A 21,528-nucleotide genomic window follows, 5' to 3' on the forward strand; every position below is an offset into this window, starting at 1 on the left:
CGACTCAGCGCACCGTGATCGTCACCATGGCCGACTGCTCCGGTCGCCACGGCAGTTCGGCGTGGACACGAAAGCGGCCCGGTTGCATCGGCAGGTGCAGCGGCTCGTCGGCCGGCAGCAGCCGGAACGGACGTCCGTCGACATGCCACAGCACCTGTGGGCCCGGCACCTCGCCGGCCAGCCGGACCGGAACGTACTGCAGGTCTTCGGGCGTGTCGGGATGACGGTAATACACGCTGCCATCGGCCGGCTCGGCGATGCGCAGCCGGGCCGGCTGGTGATCGCTGAGCGGTGGCAGTGTCACCGTTTGCGGGCTCGGGGTGCGGCGGGTCCGGTCAGCCGGCAGCCATTCACTGATGCGATGGGGGCAGTGGCCATTGCCGGTCGGCTGCGCGCACAGGCTGACCTGTTCATGACCGGGCGGCCTGGGGAAGGCGCTGGCATGCCGGCCCTCGCTTCCATGCAGCTCCAGCAGGGCCGCCTGCACCAGCTCGGCGGTGCGCAGCCCGCGCAGCTCGCGGTGCATGCCGCGCCCGTCGGGCCGGCCCATCCAGGCACCGACCAGGTAGCGCGAGCTGTAGGCCACGGTCCAGGCATCGCGCACGTCCTGGCTGGTGCCGGTCTTGACGGCCACCGGCCAGGGATATTCCAGCGCACTCATGCGCGCGAAACTGGGCAGCCGCACCATGGGGTCGGCCAGCATCTGGGTGACCTGGCGGCTGGCCACCTCGCCGATGATCTTCTGGCCGCTGACCGGCTGGTCTTCGCGCAGCCTGAGCGGCATCAGCCAGCCATCGTTGGCCAGCATGCCGTAAGCCTGGACCACGTCGCGCAGTCGCATCGGCAGGGTGCCGATGGCCAGCCCGGCGCCGTAGTGCCGCGCCGCGCGGGTGCTGTCGTGCAGGCCGGCTTCGCGCAGGAACTCGTAGCTGGCCTCCAGGCCCATCTGATGCACCAGCGACACGGCCGGCACGTTGCGTGAGTTGGCCAGGGCCTGGCGCGGCAGCAGTGGGCCCAGGTGCAGGCGGTCGGCATTGCGCACACCGGGCGCTTCCAGCGGCTCGTCCCACAGCAGGGTGTCGGCCTGGATGTCGCCGCGGTCCAGCGCCATGGCAAACAGCAGCGGCTTGATCACCGAGCCGGGCGAGCGGGCGATGCGGCTGAAATCCATGGCCCCGGCCGAGTCGCCCCGGTAATCGGCCGAGCCGACCAGGGCGCGCACCGCCATGGTCTCGCGCTCGACCACCATCAGGGTCAGCTGTTGGGCGCCGCCCTCGTATTGCGCGTTCATCCACCCGCGCGCGGTGGCATCGAGTCGGTGCTGCAGGTCCAGGTCCAGCGTGGTGTAGACCAGGCCGCCATCCTCCGGAGCACGCTCCAGACGCTGCTGCCATTCCAGTACCCAGTGCATGGCCGCCGCCGGTCGCCGGCCGGGTGGGCGCAGCCGCAGGGCCGGCAGTTGCCGCCTGGCCAGGTCCAGGTCGGCCTGGTCGATGACCGCTTCCTGCTGCAGGTAGGCCAGAATGCGCTGGGCCCGGCGCACGGCGCGGGCGTGGCCGTCGGCGGTGAGCGGGTTGTTGCGTGCCGGCGCGCGCGGCACGGCCGAGAGCAGGGCGATCTCGGCCCAGCTCAGGTCTTCGACGGGCTTGTCCAGATAGTAGCGGGCAGCATGGGCAATGCCGTGGCTGCCGTTGCCGTAGGGCACCAGGCGCAGATACTGCTGCATGACCGCTTCGCGACCGTGCCGGGCCGTCATCAGGACCGCGGCCACGGCCTCGACCAGCTTGCCGCGCAGCGTGCGCGGCCGCGGGTCTTGCAGGCGCACGGTCTGCATGGCCAGCGTGGAGGCGCCGGAGCGCACGCAGCGGCAGCTCAGATTCTGTACCAGCGCCCGCACGGCCGCCAGGCCGTCCACGCCGGGGTGACGCTCGAAGCGGGCATCCTCCAGTGCCAGGGTGGCCAGCGCCACGCGCTCGGGCACCGTTTCAAGCGCCCAGTAGCCGTACTCGCCCGCCGCCGGCCCGCCGACTTCGGCCAGCCACTGGCCCTGGTGATCGAGCAGGCGATGACTGGCCGCCGGTTCGATCAGTGCCGAGCGGGGCCAGGCGGCCAGCAGCAGCCACACACAGGCCAGCAGCAGGGTCGCGCCCGGCAGCCATGCGATCCGCAGCGGCACCTGCCGGGGCCCGTTCATCAGTCGCTGCCCGGGCGTGCTATGCGCACGGTCGCGCCATGGCTGTGGCCGCGCACGTCGGGTTGGTACATCAGTTCGGCATGGGCCGGGGGCAGCGAGTAGCGCCCCGGGAACTGGGCCCGTGCCCGGAAGGCAAAGTGGTGACTGCCGGCCGGCAGTTGGTCGAAGTAGTACACCACCTCGTGGTCACGCCAGGCGACAAAGTCGGGCTCGAGGCTGTCGGGCCGGCTGGGTGTCGATTCCGGGGGCGCGGTATCCAGGCTGGGGTTGAGCAGTTCCATGCCGGCTGCCAGCGGCAGGCTGATGGCCACGTGATGGCGCTGCAGCGGGCTGATCACGGTCAGGCGCTGTTCGATGACTTCGCCGACCGACCAGTCGATGTCCTGCCCGGCCTCCTCCAGGTGCTGTTCACGTTCAGGCTGTTCGTGCTCGGGGTCGATACGCACCAGCGTGCGTTCCAGCACCAGGCCACGTGCCTGGGCCTCGGCGTGGCTGCCCGGGGGTTCCGGCACATAGATCATCTGCTGCATGGCCGCTCCCTGGCCCTGGTCCAGGCGCAGGTGGTGGTCCTGTTCGCCGGATATCGCGTGGCGCAGCAATGGCGTGTCCACCGACAGGGTGTCATCGTCTAGTTGCCAGTCCAGGTACTCATCGGCTTCAAGCGGCCGTTGCATTTCCCCAACCAGGGCCATGATGGCTTCGGCATTGGCATTGCTGTGGCCCCAGCCGTTCTCGTCGCCCAATCGCAGCAGTACGTCCACCAGGGTCTGCTCACGCCGGCCCTGTTCGGGTACTTCCCGCAGCGCGCGCAGCATGCGGGCGATGACGCGGGTTTCCGACGGCAGAATCATGGGCGAGGCCGGCGACGGGCCCTGACGCAGTCCCGTGTACACGGGTTCGCCATCGCGCAACTGGAAGATCAGGCCGGCGTGCAGGCTGTCGGCCAGTTGGCCCAGCAGGACCGCCCCCGGGCTGCTGCCGGAGGCCAGGGCCAGGGTGACCTCGGCCATGGCTTCGAGCGACAGGAACTGGCGTCGGCGCGCCAGCTCGGCGGCGTAGCCGGCATCCAGTTCGTCGTCGGCGGCCAGTGCGGTCAGCGCCATGGTGCGTTCGGTGTAGCGGCTGTAGAAGTAGGAATTGCGCCCTCGCAGGCTGGCCCTGAGGGCACGGTGCAGGCCATTGCGCAGTGATGCCGGTATCTCGAAGTCCTGTGCTTCGGCCTCGACCACCAGGTGCAGCGCCCAGGAGGTGACCGGCACATGGCTGCGCGATGACTGCGGCCACAGGCCGATGCTGCCATCGGAGCGCTGGACATCGACCAGGTAGTCAAGGGTCGAGGCCACGTGATGGTCGATCAGCTCGGTGCCTGACTGGGGGTAGAGCAGTTCGATCAGCGCTCGTGCCGCCAGCAGGCCGCGGGCGCGGCTGATGCGCTGCTCGGCGCCGGCATGCGGATAGGTCAGCAACTGATTGAGCGCGGCGGAAACCTGCAGGCTGCCCGAACGCGGGCTGAGCAGCAGGCTGCGCTCCAGGCTGCCGGTGCGCACCGGCTCGGCCGGGCCGGGCAGTTCGTGGGCGCGCTGATCATCATCGAATGGCAGCAGCAGGCGGTCGTTCAGGGCGCGCCGGTCGGGCAGCACGGGCAGATCGACGGCAAATGCATCGCCGACGCCATCGCTGTCGCGCTCTACGCCGATGGTGACCCGGGCGCGGGGCGTTTCAAGCTGCTCGGACGAGTGGTCTTCGGGCAAGGGCACGTACACCGGAAAGTCCAGCCGCTTGCTGCCGCTCTCGGACCACTCGAACGGTCGGCTGGTCTCGCCCAGGCTGTCCAGCCCGCTCAGTTGCAGGGCCGCCACGGCGCTGCCGCCATTGTCATCGAGTACGCGGCTGGTGGCCGACAGGGTGGCTTCGTCGCCATAGCGCACGAAACGCGGCAACGAGGGCTGGACGATGACCGGCAGGCGCACGGCGATGCGTCCGCGCTCGTGACCAAAGCGGTCGACCCCGGCCACCGCCTTGGCGCGCAGCAAGAAGTTGGTCAGGTCGTCGGGTAGGGTGATGGGCACCACGGCCTGGCCGGTGGCACCGACCGCGATGGCATGTTCGAAAAACGGAACACTCTCGAAGCGTTCGCGAATGGTCAGCCCGGCCAGAATCTCGTCGGCCATGCCGGTGCGCATGCGCTCCAGGGCACCATCACCGCCGGGTTCGGTGAGAAACGGCAGGTAGCCGACCGGTCGGTTGCGGGTATCGCGCAGGGCCGTGCGCACGCGACGTTCGCGCAGGAAGTCGGGTAGCATGTCCAGGCGTTGTTCCTCGCCCAGGGCCAGCACGGCCTGGTCGACCAGCCACAGACTGACATGACCGGCCAGCGGCTGGTCGTTCTCGTCGCGCAGCGTCAGCTTCAGGTCGACTTCCTCGCCGGGCCGCGCCTCGGCCGGGTGGTCGATGTCGAGGTAGACGCGATGGGCGGCATTGTTGATTTCGATCCGGGTGCTGGCGGCCATCATCACCGGCTTGCCCAGGTCCATGCCGGCCTTGCGCGAGGCGGCGAAGTCGTCCTCGTCCAGGCGCCCGCGCTTGAGCAGCACATGCACCGGAACACTCGGCAGGTGTTCGCGCTCGATGGGCAGTTCGAACACCGCGCGACCGCCGCTGACATTCATCCAGTGATAATCATTGCCGCCATCGGGCTGTTCCACGATCACCAGTGCGCGCGCCTGCTCCAGCGGGCTTTGCAGCACCAGCCGGGCGGTTTCGCCGGGGCGATAGCTTTCTTCGGCGCTGACCAGCTCGAAGGTTTCCGACGGCGGCTTCGACCAGGTGGCCCGGGCCTCGCCATCGTTGAACAGGTCCACCGAGATCGACTGAGCCCGGCCCAGGGCATCGCGTGCGGTCAGCTCCACCAGGTAGACGCCGGTATCGGCCAGCGGCAGGCTGACGGCCAGGGGTTCATCGTCGCTGACCAGCGAGCGTTCGGCGACCACCTCGTCGACCTGCTCGGTACTGTAGCGCGGCTGCCCGTCGCTGAAGTCCGAGGCCCGCAGGCGCGCCGCCCAGCGCCGCCGGATCAGGCGCAGCTCGATCTCGTGCCCGGCCAGCAGGTTCTCGTCCGGCCCGGCCACCAGCACTTCCACGTCCAGTTCGTCGGCCTGTTGCAGGTATCGCGGCGTGTTCAGGCCCAACAGGAAGGGGGGCAGGGCGAGCACGTCATGGGTGTCGGTGACGGTCTGGTCATCATCGCCGGTGACGGTGGCCTCGACCACATAGCGCCGCGGCTGGGCCGAGTCTTCCAGGGTGGGGTCGATCTCCAGCCGGGCCCGGCCCGTCTCGTCGGTGCGGCCGGGCCGGCTGCCGGCAGCATCGGTGGACAGCTCGCCCATGGAGGCATAGCGGGCATCGGTCGAAAACAGGAAGCCTTCGCGCCCGCGTGGCTGCCAGCGATAGGGGAACGGAGTGATCTGCCAGCGCACCGGACGGTCGCGGACCGTGCCGCCGGCGTAGTACTCGGCATCCAGCACCAGCTCGAAGGGCGCGTCCAGGCCGACCCGGTCCGGCCCGTCCAGACGGACCTCGAAGCGCGGCAGCCGGTAGGGTGTGCGCTCCACGGTGACCGGGCCGCACAGGTCGTCGCTGCCCCGGCCGCCGAGCCGGGCGCTGAGCCGGTAATCGCCGGTGGCTTCGGTGGTCTCATCGAAGTGCCAGTAGAAACCGCCGGCCTCGTCGAGTTCGGTGCGGTGACGCCACTCGCTGCCGTCGGGCCCGCGCAGCAGCAGGTGGACGGTCTGGTCGGTCTGGAGAATCTGCCCGCGATGGACCTGGCGGGCGAAGCCGGCGATGTGCATGCCTTCCTCGGGCCGATAGACCGGGCGCTCGGTAAACAGGTGGCAGTGCCATTCGGCCTGCTCGCCACGGCGCTCGATGCTGCGTCGCGATGCCGTCCAGTCCAGCCAGTTGCCCGCCGGGCTCATGTGGCCGTCGAAGAAGCGCTCGGGTGGGTCGCCGTTGACGTCCAGCACCAGCCGGTCGTCGCCGTGACGAACCACGATACGCGCCGGTCGATGACTGCCCGAACGCGGGCGTGGTCGCCAGCGCCAGGCGCCGTCGGCGTCGGTATCCCCCCGGTCCAGCGTGACGAGAAGATCCCTGGAGTTGTCCTGGCGACGCGGCGGCGCCTCGATCTGCACCTGCGCGCCGTCGATGGGCTCGCCGGTCTCAAGCGAGGTGACTACAAAGCGCACATGTTCTTCTTCCTCGATGACTGTCAGCGACAGGTCGGTGACCTGCAGCCGCAGCCAGTGGCGGTCATCGCTGCCGTCCATGCGTCTCACGCCGACCAGGTAATGACCCGGCTGCTCGGCACCGGCGAGTTGCTCCAGCCAAGGGGCCAGATCCAGTCCGAAGCGGGCCGAGGGCCCGTCCAGATCCAGTGGCAGCGGCTCGATGGTCGAGACCGGCGGGCTGCCCAGCAGCAGAATGCGCCGGGCCAGTTCTTCGCTGCCCATGCGCAGCGATTGCGGGCCCGAACCCCGGCGCGCGCCCGGTTCCTCGCCCGGGCCGGGTGGGCGCCGGTTTTCGTCGATGCGCACCGGGGCGTCGGTAAACGGCCAGTAGCGCAGGTCCTCGGCGTCGATGGGATGAATGCGCAGGTCCACCTGGGCATGACCCCGGCCGCGCAGTGGCAGCATTCTGGGGCCGAAGGTTTCCATCATCAGGCGTCCCTGGCCGCGGCCGATGCGCAGGAACGGGTCCGGTCCGGGAAAGCGCAGTGCCACGCTGGTGACGCCATGCAGGTCGAGCGTGCGGCCATGTCGATCCTCCAGGCCGGCCGGGTGCACGCTGAGGCGATAGAGCACGTCGGGCTGGAAATCCCCGCTCAAGCGGATTCTCGAGCCGGCCACGCGCCAGCTCAAGTTGTCGACGGCCGGTTCGACCCGCAGCAGGTTGCGACCCAGCACCGGGTCGATGGCCGCCGGCGCGTCGCTCAGGTGCAGGTCGAGTACCCGGTTGTCGCCGTGGCAAAGCAGGGCGTCGTCGCCGGGGTAATCGCTGCCCTCGCGGGTGACGCTGCGCTGGGCATTGCCGCAGCCCAGGCTCAATGCCCGGAACGGCGTGCGGGTGCGAAAGCGCAGGGTCTGAAAAGCGCGCTGGTCGTCCTCGGCCGCGCTCAGGCGCAGCTGCACGCGCAGCTCGTGCCCTTCGGCCACGGGCTCATCGAGGCGAATGCGGTAGGACACCGGCCGCTGCGGCCCACTGCGTTCGAGTTGCTGCAGGCTGAAATCGGTGGCATCAAGCAGTCGTGTCGGTTCGCTGTCGACAGCGGGCAGGGCGTGGACCTCGAGGCTGAGCATGTCGGCGAGTGTCTCCAGCGGCACCGGGTCGGGAAAGGACAGCTCCACGGTTTTGATGGGGGCCAGATCGTCGGCACCGTCACGCGGCCGGCTGCTCTGGGCCGGTCGCATGAGGGTGTGCAGCGGGATGCGTTGCCCATCCACCTGCCATTCAAAGCGCGCCAAGGCCGGCCAGCGGTCGGCAGGGCGGAACTGCAGGGTCTGGCGATCCAGCCACTGGAACACGCCGGGGTGAGCCGGCGAGAAGCCGACCGATTCCGGCGGCGAGAGTACCAGTCCGGGTTCGACGTCCTGCGGTTCGTCGAAGAACACGGTGACCGGGTCCCAGGGACGTACAAAGGTATCGGGAACCAGTACCGCAGACGAGTCTCCGGCAGCCGGTGCCGGCAGCGGCAGACAGGTCAGGGCCAGCAGCGGCAGAAGCAGACCGAGGCGTTGCATGCGTTGGATCGAAAAACGGGTCATTGCGAAGCATCCATCAGTCGTTGGCGCACAGAGGCGGGAATGAGGTCATCGGGGGTATCGGTGCCGACCAGGGCCAGGCGCAGCCAGAGTGGTGACTGGTCGGCGGTCAGGCGAGCGCGCACCAGGTAACGGCCTGGCGCCAGGTCTTGGTGCATCTGCGCCACGCCAGTGCCCAGCGGTTCGCCAGCGGCGTCATGCAGAACCAGCTCGACGGCCTCGCGTTCGCTCTGAAGACCAATGCCAATGGTCTGTTCTTCGGCCAGCTCGAACTGGAACCACCGGCTTTCACCGGGACCCAGACGCACGGACGGGCTCAGTCCTTCCGACAGGGTTTCGGCCGGCTCGGCGGTGACCTCGGGAAGGCCATCGGCCTGCTGACCCGGGGCCGCGGCAAAGCGCAGCTGCCATTGCCCGGCCGGCAGGATCGTCCAATGGCTATGGCCGCCCGGCAACCAGCGCTCGATGAGCTGATCGTCCAGGCGCAACTGCAGCAATCCATCCTGGTGCGGGCGAATGCGCTGCGCCTTCCGGCCGTCGCTGTCGATGGCGAGCGTCTCGCCGTCGAGCCGGTCGGGTTGCCATAGCGCCCAGTGTTCCGGGCCGTGGCGAAGCAGAACACGCCGGCCTCTCGCTGGGTCGATGACGTCGTCCTGCGGCCGGCTGCGCTGTCCGTCTTCGTCGATCTGCCAGTACGCCCGGCTGTCCCCGGCCAGGCGCAGGGGCCGATCGGAGCTCAGGCGCCACTCCTGCCAGCCGCTGTAGCCGCTTTGCCCGGCCCATTGCCAGGGGGTGTTCAGTTCGTCGGCCCCGAGCTCGACGCGGACCTTGAATGACTGGTCCTGGTCGCTGGCGTTGATCAGCCAGAGCGTATCGCCGTCGGCATCCAGGCGCACGCTGGCCGGTTCGGTGCCGGCAGACATCAGTTGTTGCAGTGTGCTGTTGTCGTCACTCGACAGGGCGGCGGCGCCGCCGGCTGGCAGGGCGACGCGCAGCGGACGGCCTGCCGGCCGTTCAAGATGCGCGGCACTGCCGGCCGGCAGGCGGATCAGGCGACTGCCGGAGTCCAGTGCGCCATGGGATTGTATTTCCAGGCGCTGTTCGCGCAGCCGTGCCGGTTGTTGTGCGCGGCGTTGATCGGCGCGGGCCAGGTGCAGGCGTTCGACCGCTGTGCCCGGCAGGGCCAGGGCCATGGCGTTCGAACCGGCCTGACCGGGAAGCTGCAAACCGAAGGCCCAGCCGCTGCCGCGGCCGTTGGCCAGTGCCTGCAACTGCACCGTGGCCACGGCCGAGTCGAGCTGCCAGACCCTCAGGCTGTTCTCATCGGCATCGACCATGATCTCGCGGGAGTCGCCCACCGGCAGGCGCAGCGTTGATTCGGCGGCAAGACGAACCGCCTGCAGCTTGTGCGGTTGATGACCCTGCTCTCCCATCAGCCAGATCACCGGGCGGGAGGCCGGTATCCAGCCATGATCCACGCCGGTCAGTTCGCGTCCGCCTTCCAGCCAGTGCCAGCCGGTCAGATCGGAGGGGTGCAGGCGTGACAGGCCGTGGTGATCACGCCCGACGGCCAGCAACTCAAGCCCGGACAGCGGTGCTTTAAGTGACATCAATTCGCCGGCCACCGGGGATCGTGTGTCGGCATCGGCCAGGCCCAGCCGGATGGGCGCGGGCACGTCGTCCAGCGGCCAGGCGCGCAGCCGCAACTCGGCGCCGGCGGCTTCCGGGTCGAGCACGAAGCCGCCCAGCGTCGTTCGGCCGGTGCGGTTGCTCAAGACTTCCCAGCCGGTCTCGCCGCGCTGTTCCAGTGACACCCCGTGGGTGGCATGCGAGCGACTGGCAAAGGCCAGCAGCAGCCCGTGTTCGGGAATCGTGTCGGGAACATTGACGGCCATGCTCTCGGCCTGGCCGCCGGCAATCTCGCGCTGCTCGCCCATGGCCAGCGGTCGTCCTTCCGGCAGGGCGATGCGGTCGTAGTGCAGGTCGACAGAGCCGCTGCCCGAATTCACGGCGCTCAGACGGAGCCGGTATCGGCCGGCCGGCAGCTGGCGGCTGATCAGCATGTTCCAGTCGTCCGGGCGGTGGTCGCTGAAGTCGATCCGCTGTCCGTCTTCGTCTTCCAGCCGGGCCTGCAGGTCGAGCCGGCCTCCGGTCCAGAGACGCACCAGCGCCGCTTCGTCCAGTGACAGCCAGTGGTCGCTGGGCAGTCGCGCCTGTCGGCGCTGTCCGGGCACCAGTTCCCGCGTGCGCAGTCGCAGCGAGTAGTCACGACGATCATCCACGCGCGCGGCCTGGACGGCCAGCCGGTAGTTGCCGGCCGGCAGGGTCTGGAAACGTCCGGCGGCAAAGTCCGACACCGGCTGCCAGTCGTCGTCTTCCCTGTATTTCAGGCGCGCCTCCATGGCCTCATCCAGCGTCAGCCTGACGCGCATCCGGTCGGGCAGGTTGAAGTCCCACAGGTCGGGCTGGCGCGGCTCGCTTTCGCGCCAGTGGTGTGTCAGGCGCTGATTGGCTTCGAGTCTGTGGGGGCCGTGGCCCTGGAAAACGGGCGTGGGTGCCGGATGTTCGGGCCGCACCGAGGTCAGCACCCGCGCGGCAACGGCGCCCGGCAGCACCACGATACGATGCCGGCCGGGCTGCAGTTCGGCCGTCAGGGGCGTGGAAGATCCGGGGCGAACAACGGGCCAGCCATCGGGGCCTTCGATCTGTACGCTGAAGTCGCTCTTCAGCCCCCGGGCCTGAATCCGATAGCGCCCGGCCTGCTCGATGTCGATCTCGTAGACTGCGGCCTTGCCGGGCTCGATCGTGGTCCGGCCGGTGGCTTCGAGATCGAGCTCGCCGGCATCCAGCAGCGGTGTGGCGGCCACCTGCAGCCCCAGTTCCCCGGCACTGCGACCGCGCACGGCGTTGACCATGCGGTACTCGCCCGGCCCGAGGTGGCGTTGCAGCAGGAAATTACGGCCGCTGCCGCCGGCCGAAGATGAACCCAGGTCGACCCGTACCCGATTGCGCAAGCTGACTTCGGTGTCGAGCAGGCCAATGGTCTCCAGGCGGTACAGGGCGGGCCGGGTGACCTGCACCAGGTGACTGCGTTCGCTGCCGCGTCTCATGTCGAGGATCACGGGCTGCCCGGTTCTGAGCGTGGGCAGGGGGCGGCGCTCCGGCTCCTGTTCAAGGGTCAGGCCGCTGAGCTCGTCGATGCTCTCGGGGCCGAAGTCGGGCAGCGATGCGTGCAGGTTGTAGATCTCGGCCTTCTCGCCCTGATTGCGTACCCAGACGGTATGCGTTCCCACTTGACCCAGGCTCAGCTCGTCTTGCCAGGGCCCGTCGGCCGACAGGCCGATATCCAGCCTGCTGCCATCGGCGCGGCTGGCGCGAACCACCTGGCCGGCGCGGCCGCGAACCTCGAAGGAGCGCTGGCTTTCGGCCGCCTGGGTGACCGGCAAGGGGGTGTCCAGCCGTAGTGGCAGTGGCCGCAGTATCGCGCCGCCGTGGCCCTGGTCGAAGTCGTTCAGGCGCAGTATTCGGCGATTGCGCGAGGTGACCGATTCTAGAACGCCGCGGTCGCGTTCGCCGGATTCGACGGGTACGGTCTCCGGCCGGGTGGCCGTGTGTCGAAGACGCAGTTCGGCGATGCCGGGATGGTTGCGAGCCGGCCTCAGCTGGAGGGCGTAGAGGCCTTCGTTCAGGGTGAGATCCTTGCGCGACGAAAACTGCCATTCACCGGCCAGCCCGTGGCGGGTATCCGAGTACAGGGGCCTGAGTTTCCATTCGACCATGGCCTCGGACTGCTCGGTCAGTTCGATGCGGTACTCGCCGGAACGGGCGACCCGGAACAGCAGCTCGGTCTGGCGCAGAAGGTTGAAGCGCCGGGCCCAGCCGCGCTCGGTGTCGAGTACCGGCATCTGCTCGGTCACGACCTCGAACTCCCCGCTGCGCCGATATCGGTCGATCACCAGGGCCGTGGCGTCAATGGTGTCGCGCGGGTCGCTGGCGCCGACCAGGCTGATCAGGTGTGGGTCGCGACCGAGCTGACTCAGCGGGTAGGAGCGACCCTGGTGCAGCGCGGCAAGACGGTAGCGACCGCCCGGCCGGTAACGGACCTGCAGCAGGCGCTCGCCCGGGCTGGTGTCGGAGATCACCAGCCTCGGGTCGCGCGCGTTGCGCGACATGTTCCGCACGTTGCCGCTGGTGCGGTTCGGATCGGTGCCGGCGCTCCAGCGGGAGACGGCCAGCCTGGCGGTGTCGGCCTCTTCGGGTCTGAGTTCGAACAGGTTGGGGCCTTCTTCCACGCGCCAGTAGTCCACCCCGAACGGGCTGGTTTCATACTCCCACCAGCCCCAGGCCGGCATGCGGGGCACGCCCTTGCGCACATAAAGCGATACATCGTCGCTGTCCTCGGCCCAGGTGGTGCCGGGGCCGCCGTAGGCGGCCAGACGATAGGTGCCGGCCTCCAGGCGGGTGTGAATGCGACGCCAGGCCAGCGGTTCGCCGCCGGCCGGATCGATCTCGCGTGCTTCGGGTTCCAGGTCCTCGATCCAGTCGCCGTTGCGCCACAGACGGACGTCGGCCAGGTAGCGTCCGGCCAGTTCGATGGTGACCGTGCGCGGGCGATCCACCACCAACCACCAGGAACGCTGCTCGAAATCCTGCAACTCGGTGGTCAGCAGGCGGGTTTCCTCAAGTACCGGCAGGTCATCGAAATCGTTGCGCTCGGTGAATGGATGCAGGTGCATCTCGATCTCGCCGGTGGCATCGGCGGGTGCGTGCAGGCGCACTTTCAGTTCACCGGCCTCGGCGATCAGGTCCTGGCGTTCGGGGTGTCGCGCCGACGGGCCCATGATGTGATCGACGGTCTGCACGGCCACCGGCTGTTCGCCCCGGGCGACAACGGCGTAGCGCCCGTCGGCCGGCAACGCAACCACCTGCTCGATCAGCGCCTGAGCGGGCCAGGTCTGGTGCAACGGTTGGTCGGTGACCGGCAGCAGTTCACCGGCCATGGCCGGCAGGCAGAGCAGTCCCAGGCAGCCGGCCAGGCAACGAAAACGATCACGAGCCATGCAAACTCTCCCCGAATAGCGCGCCCGTCCGGGCGCTTGAACGACAGATGTGAAAGCCGGGTAGATTACAGCACGCTGGCCGGGCAGGCACGGGGCGTGGTCATGGCCATACCGGGGCAGAATGTGGCAGAAATGTGGCAGGACAGCTCAGGATGAGCTCGTGGCGCTTCCCAGGCGGCGCGGATCGGCTGCTGCCGCGTCCGGCCCGACGGCATGAACGCCACCGAAATACATGTTGCGCTCGGGCCAGCGTCGGGCGTGGGGTTGGTGTTCATCCAGCCACTCGGTCACTCCATCGGGCCAGGCGCCCTCTTCCAGTTCGATGGCCAGTTGGCCGTTCTCCAGGTGCATGCGCGGGGCGGCGATTGCCGCATCCAGCGGCAGGTCGAAATCGACCAGGTTGCAGATCACCTGTGCCAGCGCCGTGCGGATACGGTTGGAGCCGCCGCTGCCCAGCAGCCAGCGGCTCTGACCCCGGCGGAGCATCATGGGAGCCATCATCGAGGCCAGGCGGCGGTTGGTGGGCCAGCGGTGAAAACCGTTGCGGTTGAGATCTTCCTCCCCCAGCATGTTGTTGAGCAGGATGCCGGTGCCGGGCAGCACGTAACCCGAGCCCTCGCCGTTGGACAGGGTCAGGCTGATGCCCAGTTCATGCCCGTCGTCGATGCTGATCTGGGTGGTGCCCCGCCTGGCCTGCGGGCCGGCCTGCATCAGGGCCAGGAAAGCCTTTCTCAGTGCCCGGTCGCTGTTGAACAGTTCCGGCTGCTCCAGTTTCCGGCGCCATTGCTCGGTCTGCTCCAGTGATTGCAGCAGGGCCTTGAGGTGGGGGGCATTGCCGAACGCCTGCCCGCCGGGCAGGTGTTGCTCCAGCCCGTGGCTGGCCAGTGCCAGCATCATGCCGCCAAAAGCCGGTGGCGGCGTGGACCAGATGCGTGCATCGCGATATGTCCAGCTCAGGGGGCGCCGCCAGCGCGGCCGGTAGCAGGCCAGGTCCTCCAGGCCAAGATGCCCGCCGTTGTCGGCCGAGTCGCTTGCAAGCTGTCGCGCCGTATCGCCCTGGTAGAACAGGACCACACCCTCGCGGCCCATGGCATCGAGAAAGTCAGCCAGTGGCCGATTGCGAATCAGTGTTCCTTCAGTTGGCAGGGCGTCGTGACGATCATTCAGGCCGAACAGGCGCGCACAGTCATCGCTGGCGCGCACGATGGGCTCGAGAATGCGCACCGTGTAGTGCTGAATGGCATTGAGTGCCACGCCCTGGCGTGCCAGTTCCATGGCCGGTTCGACCAGCGTCGAGAGTGGTACACGGCCATGACGTTCGTGCAGGGCCGAAAGCCCGGCCAGCATTCCGGGCGTGGCGATCGAGGCCATGCCGACGTGGAATTCCTGTACATCCGGGCCGAAGTTGCCGAGGATCGGATAGAAGTCCAGCGCATCGCGACGGCGTCTGCGTGGTGTCTGGGTGAAGGCATCCAGCGCCAGCGGCGCCCGACCGCGGCAGTGCACCAGGCCGTGCAGGCCGCCGCCGATGGAGCACAACAACGGTTCGGCCACCGCGGCGGCCAGCGCTGCGGACACGGCCGCATCGGCCGCATTGCCCCCGGCACGCAATATCGCCACTGCCGCCTGAGTGGTCTCCTCATGTCCGCTGGCCACCCGCCAGCCGGCCCGCCGTGATCGTCCGGGTTTCATGGATAGTGACTCTGCCACAGAAGGGGGCGCATTGCCGGTCCATCGTAGCGGCCGACCCTGTTCTTCTCCCGACGTCCCGGCCGGACTGACACCTCCCCCGTCGTCCCGGCCGGACCTAGTATCTCCTCCCATCGTCCCGGCCGTAGCGTAGCGGAGAGCCGGGACCTCGCAGTTTTCCGTTGGCACGGCGCCGTGCTAGGCATCACCGTGCGGGGTCCCGGATATCGCCTGCGGCGATTCCGGGACGACGAGGGGTGGCGGCTTGCTTTTCACCTGCATATGTCAGACAATATCCGGCTATTTTCAATCGACCCAGGAACCACCTGTCATGAAGCCCGAAATCCATCCCGAATACCGTGAAGTGGTGTTCCAGGACACATCCAGCGACCTGGTCTTCAAGACCCGTTCGACCGTTCAGACCAAGGACACCATCAAGTGGGAAGACGGCAACGAGTATCCGCTGGTCAAGGTGGAAGTCTCGAGCAAGTCTCATCCCTTCTACACCGGCAAGCACAAGATCATGGACTCCGGTGGCCGTGTCGACCGCTTCAAGCAGCGCTACGGCAAGGGCAAGAAGTAAGCTCTCACGCGTGGTCGTGTCTGCCGGCGCACTGCACCGGCAGCCAGCCCCAGGCGGATCATTTCCGCATTTTTCACGCCTCCGCTTCGCTACCTGCGAGTGGCGGTGCCTGCCCGTTTTACCTGCCTGCTGGTTTGTCTCGCCCCGATCGGCCATAATCGGTGGTCAGGGAACTGCTGATCGAGGAGCAAACCGATGAAGGTCAAGGGATTTACGATGATCGAGCTGTTGATCGCGGTGGTGATTGTCGCGGTGCTGGCAGCCATTGCCATTCCCATGTATCAGGATCATGTCGATCGTACCCGCCGTGCCGATGCCGTGACCGGCCTGACGGAGCTGGCCCAGGAGCTGGAGCGCTGCTTTACGAGGAACAATTCCTACACCGGCACTGGCTGTCCCTCGGGAACCGAGTCGTCACCGGACGGCCACTACAACATTGCGATCACCGCCGGCGACGACAGCTTTACACTGGCGGCAACACCCACTGGCGTTCAGGATCGTGATGACTGCCGCGAGTTGTCACTGACTCACCGCGGCGAGAGAGATGCCAATCCGGACATGGCTGAATGCTGGAGAACCGAATGAGGGTTCAGGCCGAATAGCATTCCGGCAGCGCTGCTCCGGCAGCCTTCAGGCACTGGCTTGCGGAGGCTGCTCGCTGTCGGAGTCGGCCGTTTCATCCTGTTCGGGGTACATTTCCAGCACCGCCGGCGAGGTGGCGAACTGTGGAACCCAGTCCCCTTGGTCATCGGCCGGTACCGGCGGGCTGACCAGCATGCGGTAACGGGCGAAGCCGGCGGGGATGAAGGCGGCCAGGGCGATGAAGGCCAGCAGGCTGGTTGGATGAACGTGCTGCATCAACACACCGGCGATCATGGGTCCGGCGATCGCACCTGAGCCATACATCAACTGAAGCGCCGAGGTGGTTTCCAGCATGTGTTCGGGGTCGACGTGGTCGTTGGTGTGGGCCGCCGACAGGGCGTAGATGCTGAAGGCCGTGGCGCCATAGGCGAATCCGCCGGCCAGCACCAGCACGGGCTCGATGCTGGCCAGCCACAGTGCCAGCAACGCGGCCAGGCCGGAAGACAGGCAGACCCAGCTCAGCACGGTGCGCCGATCGAAGCGATCGGATAGCCAGCCGACTGGCCACATCATCAGGATGCCGCCAAGAATGGTAAGTGCCATGAACCCGGCGATGCCGCCGGCGCCTAGTCCCAGGGCCGCGGCCATGACCGCACCCAGACCCCAGAATGCGCCGGTGCCGATGCCTGAAAAGACCGCTCCGACCACGCCCAGGGGAGAGATCGAGTACAGCTTTGAGAGCCCCAGTCGGTGCGATTCGACCAGCGGCGGTTCGCTGACCCGGGTCAGTGCCACCGGCACCAGGCCCAGAGACATCAGGACCGAGCCCAATGCGAACAGATGCAGCGTGGCGACATCGCCGGCCAGCAGCAGCAACTGTCCGATGCCCAGCCCGATCAGCGTGGTGGTCATGTAAACCGAGAAGATGTGGCCGCGTTGCTCGTTGCCGGTCTGCTCGTTGAGCCAGCTTTCGATGACGATGTAGAGTCCGACCACGCACACACCGGCCATGGCCCTGGCCAGCAGCCAGACTGTCGGGTGTATGAACAGCCCGTGCAGTAGCACGGTCACCGAGCACAGCGAGGCCAGCGTGGCGAACACGCGGATGTGCCCGACCCGCCGGATCATGTTGGGCACGATGAAGGTGCCGGCGACAAAGCCGGCAAAGTACCCTGCCATGACCAGGCCCAGCAGGGTGCTGGAGAATCCTTCTATCTGGCCGCGCACCCCCAGCAATGTGCCGATCAGGCCGTTGCCGGCCAGCATCAGGCCAATGCCGAAGAGCAGGGTGGTGATGGCGAAAATGCTGCGCATGGGGTGTCTGGGGTTTGCCAACGGTACGACGGTGTCAGAGCGTGATTGTAAGCCTGCCTCGACCGGCGTAAAGAACTATCGCGGCAGGAACAGCGCCTGCAGATCGTTGAGGTAGCGTTTGCCGCGGGCCGTTCGGAAGATGCACGTCTCGTCGCTGTCGATCAAACCCAGTTCGCGGGCCCGGTCCATGGATTCTGCAATGCGCTCGCGGTCCAGACCGGTGCGCGTCTCGAACTCTGTCCAGGGCACGGGCTGGTCCAGGCGGAAACGATTGAGAAAGTACTCGAAGGGCAGTTGCTCATCGGGCACGATGGCTTCTTCGGCAATAAACGACCCGTTCTCTTGTGCCTTCAGGTACGGGCGCGGATGGGACTTGCGGCGCGTGCGCAGAATATGGCCTTTGGCCGGCAGGGTGATCTTGCCATGGGCACCGGCGCCGATGCCCAGGTAGTCGCCGAAGCACCAGTAGTTCAGGTTGTGCCGGCTGGCCTGGCCCGGTGCGGCCCAGGCCGAAATCTCGTAGCTGGTCAGCCCCGCGTCCAGCAGGCGCTCCTGGCAGGTCTGCTGCATGTCCCAGATGATTTCTTCCTCGGGCAGTTCAGGCGGACGGGCGGCAAACACGGTGTTGGGCTCGATGGTGAGCTGGTAGTGCGACAGATGGCGCGGTTCGAAAGCCAGGGCCTGTTCCAGGTCCGCCAGCGCCTGCTCGATGGTCTGACCGGGCAGGGCCCACATCAGGTCCAGGTTGAAGCGTTCGAAGCCGGCGCGCGTGACCGCCTCGATGGCCCTGGAGGCCTCCGTGGCCGAATGAATCCGCCCCAGTCGCTTGAGTTGCTCGTTGTCGAAACTCTGCACCCCGAGGCTGATGCGATTGACGCCGGCGGCACGGTAACCCTCGAAACGATCATGTTCCACCGCGCCGGGATTGGCCTCCATGGTGATCTCGGCATCCGGCGCCAGCGCGAGGCGTGCGCGCACCCCCGAGAGCAGCCGATCAATGGCGTCGGCGGAAAACAGGCTGGGCGTGCCGCCGCCGATAAAGATGCTCGAGAGCGTTCGTCCCCACACCCGCGGCAGATCGACCTCCAGGTCGGCCAGCAGGGCATCGATGTAGTCGCCCTCGGGCAGTTCACCGGCCAGTGCATGCGAGTTGAAGTCGCAATATGGGCATTTGGCGATGCACCAGGGGAGGTGGAGGTAGAGGGAGAGGGGTGGGGGGGTTAGCACGGGGTGGGGGAGGGGTGTGTTAGGTGTTAAGTGTTAGGTGTGAAGTGTGAAGTGTGAAGTGTGAAGGGGTGGTGCTTTGAAGGTAGTGCCTGGTGCCTCGGGCCTCGAGCCTAGAACCTCGAACCTTGAACCTCGAACCTCGAACCTAGAACCTCGAACCTGCCTTTAATCGGTTGATCAGGTCTTTTAGGGCTTTGCCGCGGTGGCTGACTCGGGATTTTTCGCCCATTGGCAGTTCGGCGGCTGCGGCGCCGAGTTCGGTGTCGTAGAACAGGGGGTCGTAGCCGAAGCCGTCTTTGCCGCGTGGTGTTTCCAGGATGTGGCCTTGCCAGATTCCGTGGGTGATGATTGGGGCTGGGTCGCGGTCGTGTTGCAGCAAGACCAGGCAGCAGTGGAAGGCGGCGGCGCGGCGTTCCATGGGCAGGCCGTTCAGCTTCTTGAGCAGCAGGGCGTTGTTGTCGGCATCGCTGGCCTGGTCGCCGGCAAAGCGTGCCGAGTGAATGCCGGGGCGACCGTCCAGTGCTTCGACGACCAGGCCGGAATCGTCGGCCAGGGCCGGCAGGCCGCTTGCGCGGCTGGCCTCGCGTGCCTTGATCAGTGCGTTCTCGACGAAGGTCAGCCCGGTCTCTTCGGGCGGTGATACGTCGAAGTCGGCCTGGCTGGACACGGCCACGCCGATGGGTTCGAGCAGGTGCGACAGCTCCCTGAGTTTGCCGGCGTTGCCGCTGGCCAGGACGATGCGGTCAATGGCCCTTGAGCGCATGGTCCTGGATCTCGATGAGTTCAGCTACTCCTTTCGTGGCCAGGTCGAGCATGGCGTCGAATTCTTCGCGCCGGAAGGCATGGCCCTCGGCCGTGCCCTGGACTTCGATAAAGCCGCCGCCATCGTTCATGACCACGTTCAGGTCGGTGTCTGCCGCCGAGTCCTCGGCGTAGTCGAGGTCGAGCACGGCATCCGGACCCAGCATGCCCACCGAGACCGCAGCAATGCGTCCATGAATGGGGCTGCGCTTGATCTTGCCGCTGTCGAAGAGCTTGTCCATGGCATCGATCAGGGCCACGTAGGCGCCGGTGATGGATGCCGTGCGGGTGCCGCCGTCGGCCTGGATGACATCGCAGTCCAGCGTCACGGTGCGCTCGCCCAGGGCTTCCAGGTCGATAACCGCGCGCAGGCTGCGGCCGATCAGGCGCTGGATCTCCAGCGTGCGTCCGCCCTGCTTGCCGCGCGTGGCTTCGCGCATGTTGCGGGTTCCGGTTGCGCGCGGCAGCATGCCGTATTCGGCCGTCACCCAGCCCTGGCCCTTGCCCCGCAGCCAGGGCGGTACGCGGTCCTCGACGCTGGCGGTGCACAGCACGCGCGTTTCGCCGCAGGAGATCAATACCGAGCCTTCGGCATGCTTGGTGAAATGACGGTCAATGCGCACCGGACGCAGCTCGTCCGGGCGTCGGCCTGAGGGTCGTGACAATTCGGAATTCCTTTCTCTTCGCAGGCTGGCAAGGGTACCATGTTGCCCTGTTTCCCGACCTTCGGAAAGTCATGATCAGGAGCATGACGGCCTACGCACAGGCCACGGCACCCTCGGCCCATGGTCAGCTGACCTGGGAGTTGCGTTCGGTCAACCAGCGCTACCTCGATGTTTCGCCGCGCCTGCCCGAGGATTTCCGGGTGCTGGAGCCGACGGTCAGGCAGCGGCTGAAAGAGCGCCTGGCGCGTGGCAAGGTCGAGGTTTCGCTGCGTTTCCAGGCCGATTCCGCGATGGCCGGCGACCGGCTGAAGGTCAACCATGAGCTGGCCCGCGCCCTGGTCGATGCCCACGACGAGATTGCCGAGCTGGCCGGTGGCAGCGCCGAGCCGGACCTGGTGCACCTGCTGGACTGGCCCGGGCTGATCGAGCAGTCGCGCCCGGATCTGGAGGAAGACCGCGATCAGGCGCTGGCGCTGTTCGACCAGGCCGTGGATGCCCTGGTGGATGCCCGCGAGCGCGAGGGTGCGGCCATTGCCGAAATGCTGGGCACCCGGCTGGCCGGGATGCAGCGTGAAGCCGAGTCCGTGCGTGGTCATCTGCCCGAGATCCGCAAGGCCCTGGAACAGCGTTTCAGGGATCGCCTGGCGGCGCTGGAGGCTCCGGTGGAGCCCGGGCGCCTGGAGCAGGAACTGGTACTGCAGCTGCAGAAGCTCGATGTAGATGAAGAGCTGGATCGGCTGGATGCCCATGTCGCCGAGCTCAATCGGGTGCTCACGCTCGACGAGCCGGTGGGGCGGCGCCTGGATTTCCTGATGCAGGAGCTCAATCGCGAGGCCAATACGCTGGGCTCCAAGGCTGCCCTGGCAGAGATCGGTCAGGCCGCGGTGGAATTGAAAGTGCTGATCGAGCAGATGCGCGAGCAGGTGCAGAATGTCGAATAAGCCGACCGGCGAACTGTATGTGATTTCCGCGGCCAGCGGCACCGGCAAGACCAGCCTGATTGCCGCGCTGCTGGAGCGCTGTCCGCAACTGGCATTGTCGGTCTCCGACACCACGCGTCCGGCCCGTCGCGGCGAGATCGACGGTCAGCACTATCACTTCATTGATGCCGAAGACTTTCGGCAGGGCATTGCGCAGCAGCGCTACCTAGAGCATGCCGAGGTCTACGGGAACTACTACGGCACCTCCCGCGAGCGCGTCGAGCAGGCCTGGGCGTCGGGTCGCGACGTGCTGCTGGAAATCGATGTCCAGGGGGCCGAACAGGTGCGGCAGGCCTTTCCCGATGCCGCGCTGATCTTCATCCTGCCACCCTCGATGGCCACGCTGGAGGCCCGTCTCAAGGGCCGCGGGCTGGATGAGCCGGCGGTCGTTCAGCGCCGCCTGGACGAGGCTCGCGGCGAAATCGCAGCCTGCGAGCAGTTTGACTGGCTGTTGATCAACGACGATTTCGATCGTGCCGTCGATGATCTCGAGGCCGTGATCGCGGCCTGGCCGCTGCGCCGACGGCGCGGCATCGGGCATGCGCGCTGCCTGTTGGATGCCGAGACGAATCCGATTACAATAAAGGATTGATTTTCGGGCAAGCGTGCCCGGATCC

12 protein-coding genes are annotated in these 21,528 nt (G+C 67.3%); 4 read left to right on the forward strand and 8 right to left on the reverse strand.

Going from position 1 to position 21,528, the window contains the following annotated elements; translation table 11 throughout:
• Nucleotides 1–4 precede the first annotated feature (4 nt).
• From IC757_RS01145 to IC757_RS01160, 4 genes are all read right to left on the reverse strand, one after another.
• Complete coding sequence (locus tag IC757_RS01145) at nucleotides 5–2,194, reverse strand: transglycosylase domain-containing protein (protein WP_190975582.1); 2,190 nt, start codon at nucleotides 2,192–2,194, stop codon at nucleotides 5–7.
• On the reverse strand, nucleotides 2,194–8,013 hold the full coding sequence (locus IC757_RS01150; RefSeq protein WP_190975583.1) for an alpha-2-macroglobulin family protein: 5,820 nt from the start codon (nucleotides 8,011–8,013) through the stop codon (nucleotides 2,194–2,196). The genes IC757_RS01145 and IC757_RS01150 overlap by 1 nt, the downstream gene beginning before the upstream one ends.
• Nucleotides 8,010–13,070, reverse strand: a complete 5,061-nt coding sequence (locus IC757_RS01155) for a hypothetical protein (RefSeq protein ID WP_190975584.1) — start codon at nucleotides 13,068–13,070, stop codon at nucleotides 8,010–8,012. The genes IC757_RS01150 and IC757_RS01155 overlap by 4 nt, the downstream gene beginning before the upstream one ends.
• A 147-nt stretch (nucleotides 13,071–13,217) precedes the next feature.
• On the reverse strand, nucleotides 13,218–14,762 hold the full coding sequence (locus tag IC757_RS01160) for a gamma-glutamyltransferase (protein ID WP_190975585.1): 1,545 nt from the start codon (nucleotides 14,760–14,762) through the stop codon (nucleotides 13,218–13,220).
• Nucleotides 14,763–15,090: 328 nt separating this feature from the next.
• Between IC757_RS01160 and IC757_RS01165 the strand changes: the two genes are divergently transcribed.
• Together IC757_RS01165 and IC757_RS01170 are read left to right on the forward strand one after the other, a co-directional pair.
• Nucleotides 15,091–15,342, forward strand: coding sequence for a type B 50S ribosomal protein L31 (locus IC757_RS01165; RefSeq protein WP_190975586.1), 252 nt, complete (start codon nucleotides 15,091–15,093; stop codon nucleotides 15,340–15,342).
• A gap of 195 nt (nucleotides 15,343–15,537) precedes the next feature.
• Entirely contained in the window at nucleotides 15,538–15,927 is a 390-nt protein-coding gene (locus IC757_RS01170; protein ID WP_190975587.1) for a type IV pilin protein, read from the forward strand.
• 45 nt (nucleotides 15,928–15,972) lie between these two features.
• On the opposite strand, the gene IC757_RS01175 is transcribed toward IC757_RS01170, so the two are convergent.
• The 4 genes from IC757_RS01175 to rph form a co-directional block, all read right to left on the reverse strand.
• Complete coding sequence (locus IC757_RS01175) at nucleotides 15,973–17,238, reverse strand: MFS transporter (protein WP_190975588.1); 1,266 nt, start codon at nucleotides 17,236–17,238, stop codon at nucleotides 15,973–15,975.
• 75 nt (nucleotides 17,239–17,313) lie between these two features.
• Entirely contained in the window at nucleotides 17,314–18,465 is a 1,152-nt protein-coding gene (gene hemW / locus IC757_RS01180) for a radical SAM family heme chaperone HemW (RefSeq protein ID WP_190975589.1), read from the reverse strand.
• Between the two features lie 145 nt (nucleotides 18,466–18,610).
• The gene (rdgB, locus tag IC757_RS01185; RefSeq protein ID WP_190975590.1) at nucleotides 18,611–19,228 is read right to left on the reverse strand and encodes an RdgB/HAM1 family non-canonical purine NTP pyrophosphatase; all 618 of its coding nucleotides are present in this window, start codon (nucleotides 19,226–19,228) and stop codon (nucleotides 18,611–18,613) included.
• Nucleotides 19,209–19,931, reverse strand: a complete 723-nt coding sequence (gene rph, locus IC757_RS01190; RefSeq protein WP_190975591.1) for a ribonuclease PH — start codon at nucleotides 19,929–19,931, stop codon at nucleotides 19,209–19,211. Before rph ends, rdgB begins: the two co-directional genes overlap by 20 nt.
• 83 nt (nucleotides 19,932–20,014) lie before the next feature.
• On the opposite strand from rph, the gene IC757_RS01195 reads away from it, so the two are divergent.
• Both IC757_RS01195 and gmk read left to right on the forward strand, forming a co-directional pair.
• Nucleotides 20,015–20,872: a YicC/YloC family endoribonuclease gene (locus IC757_RS01195; protein WP_263405578.1), complete on the forward strand. Its 858-nt coding sequence runs from the start codon at nucleotides 20,015–20,017 to the stop codon at nucleotides 20,870–20,872.
• A complete protein-coding gene (gmk, locus tag IC757_RS01200) occupies nucleotides 20,862–21,503 on the forward strand; it encodes a guanylate kinase (protein WP_190975593.1) in 642 nt (213 codons plus the stop codon). The genes IC757_RS01195 and gmk overlap by 11 nt, the downstream gene beginning before the upstream one ends.
• Nucleotides 21,504–21,528: the final 25 nt, after the last annotated feature.

Origin of the sequence: Wenzhouxiangella sp. AB-CW3 (genome assembly GCF_014725735.1) — a bacterium.
GTDB lineage: Bacteria > Pseudomonadota > Gammaproteobacteria > Xanthomonadales > Wenzhouxiangellaceae > Wenzhouxiangella.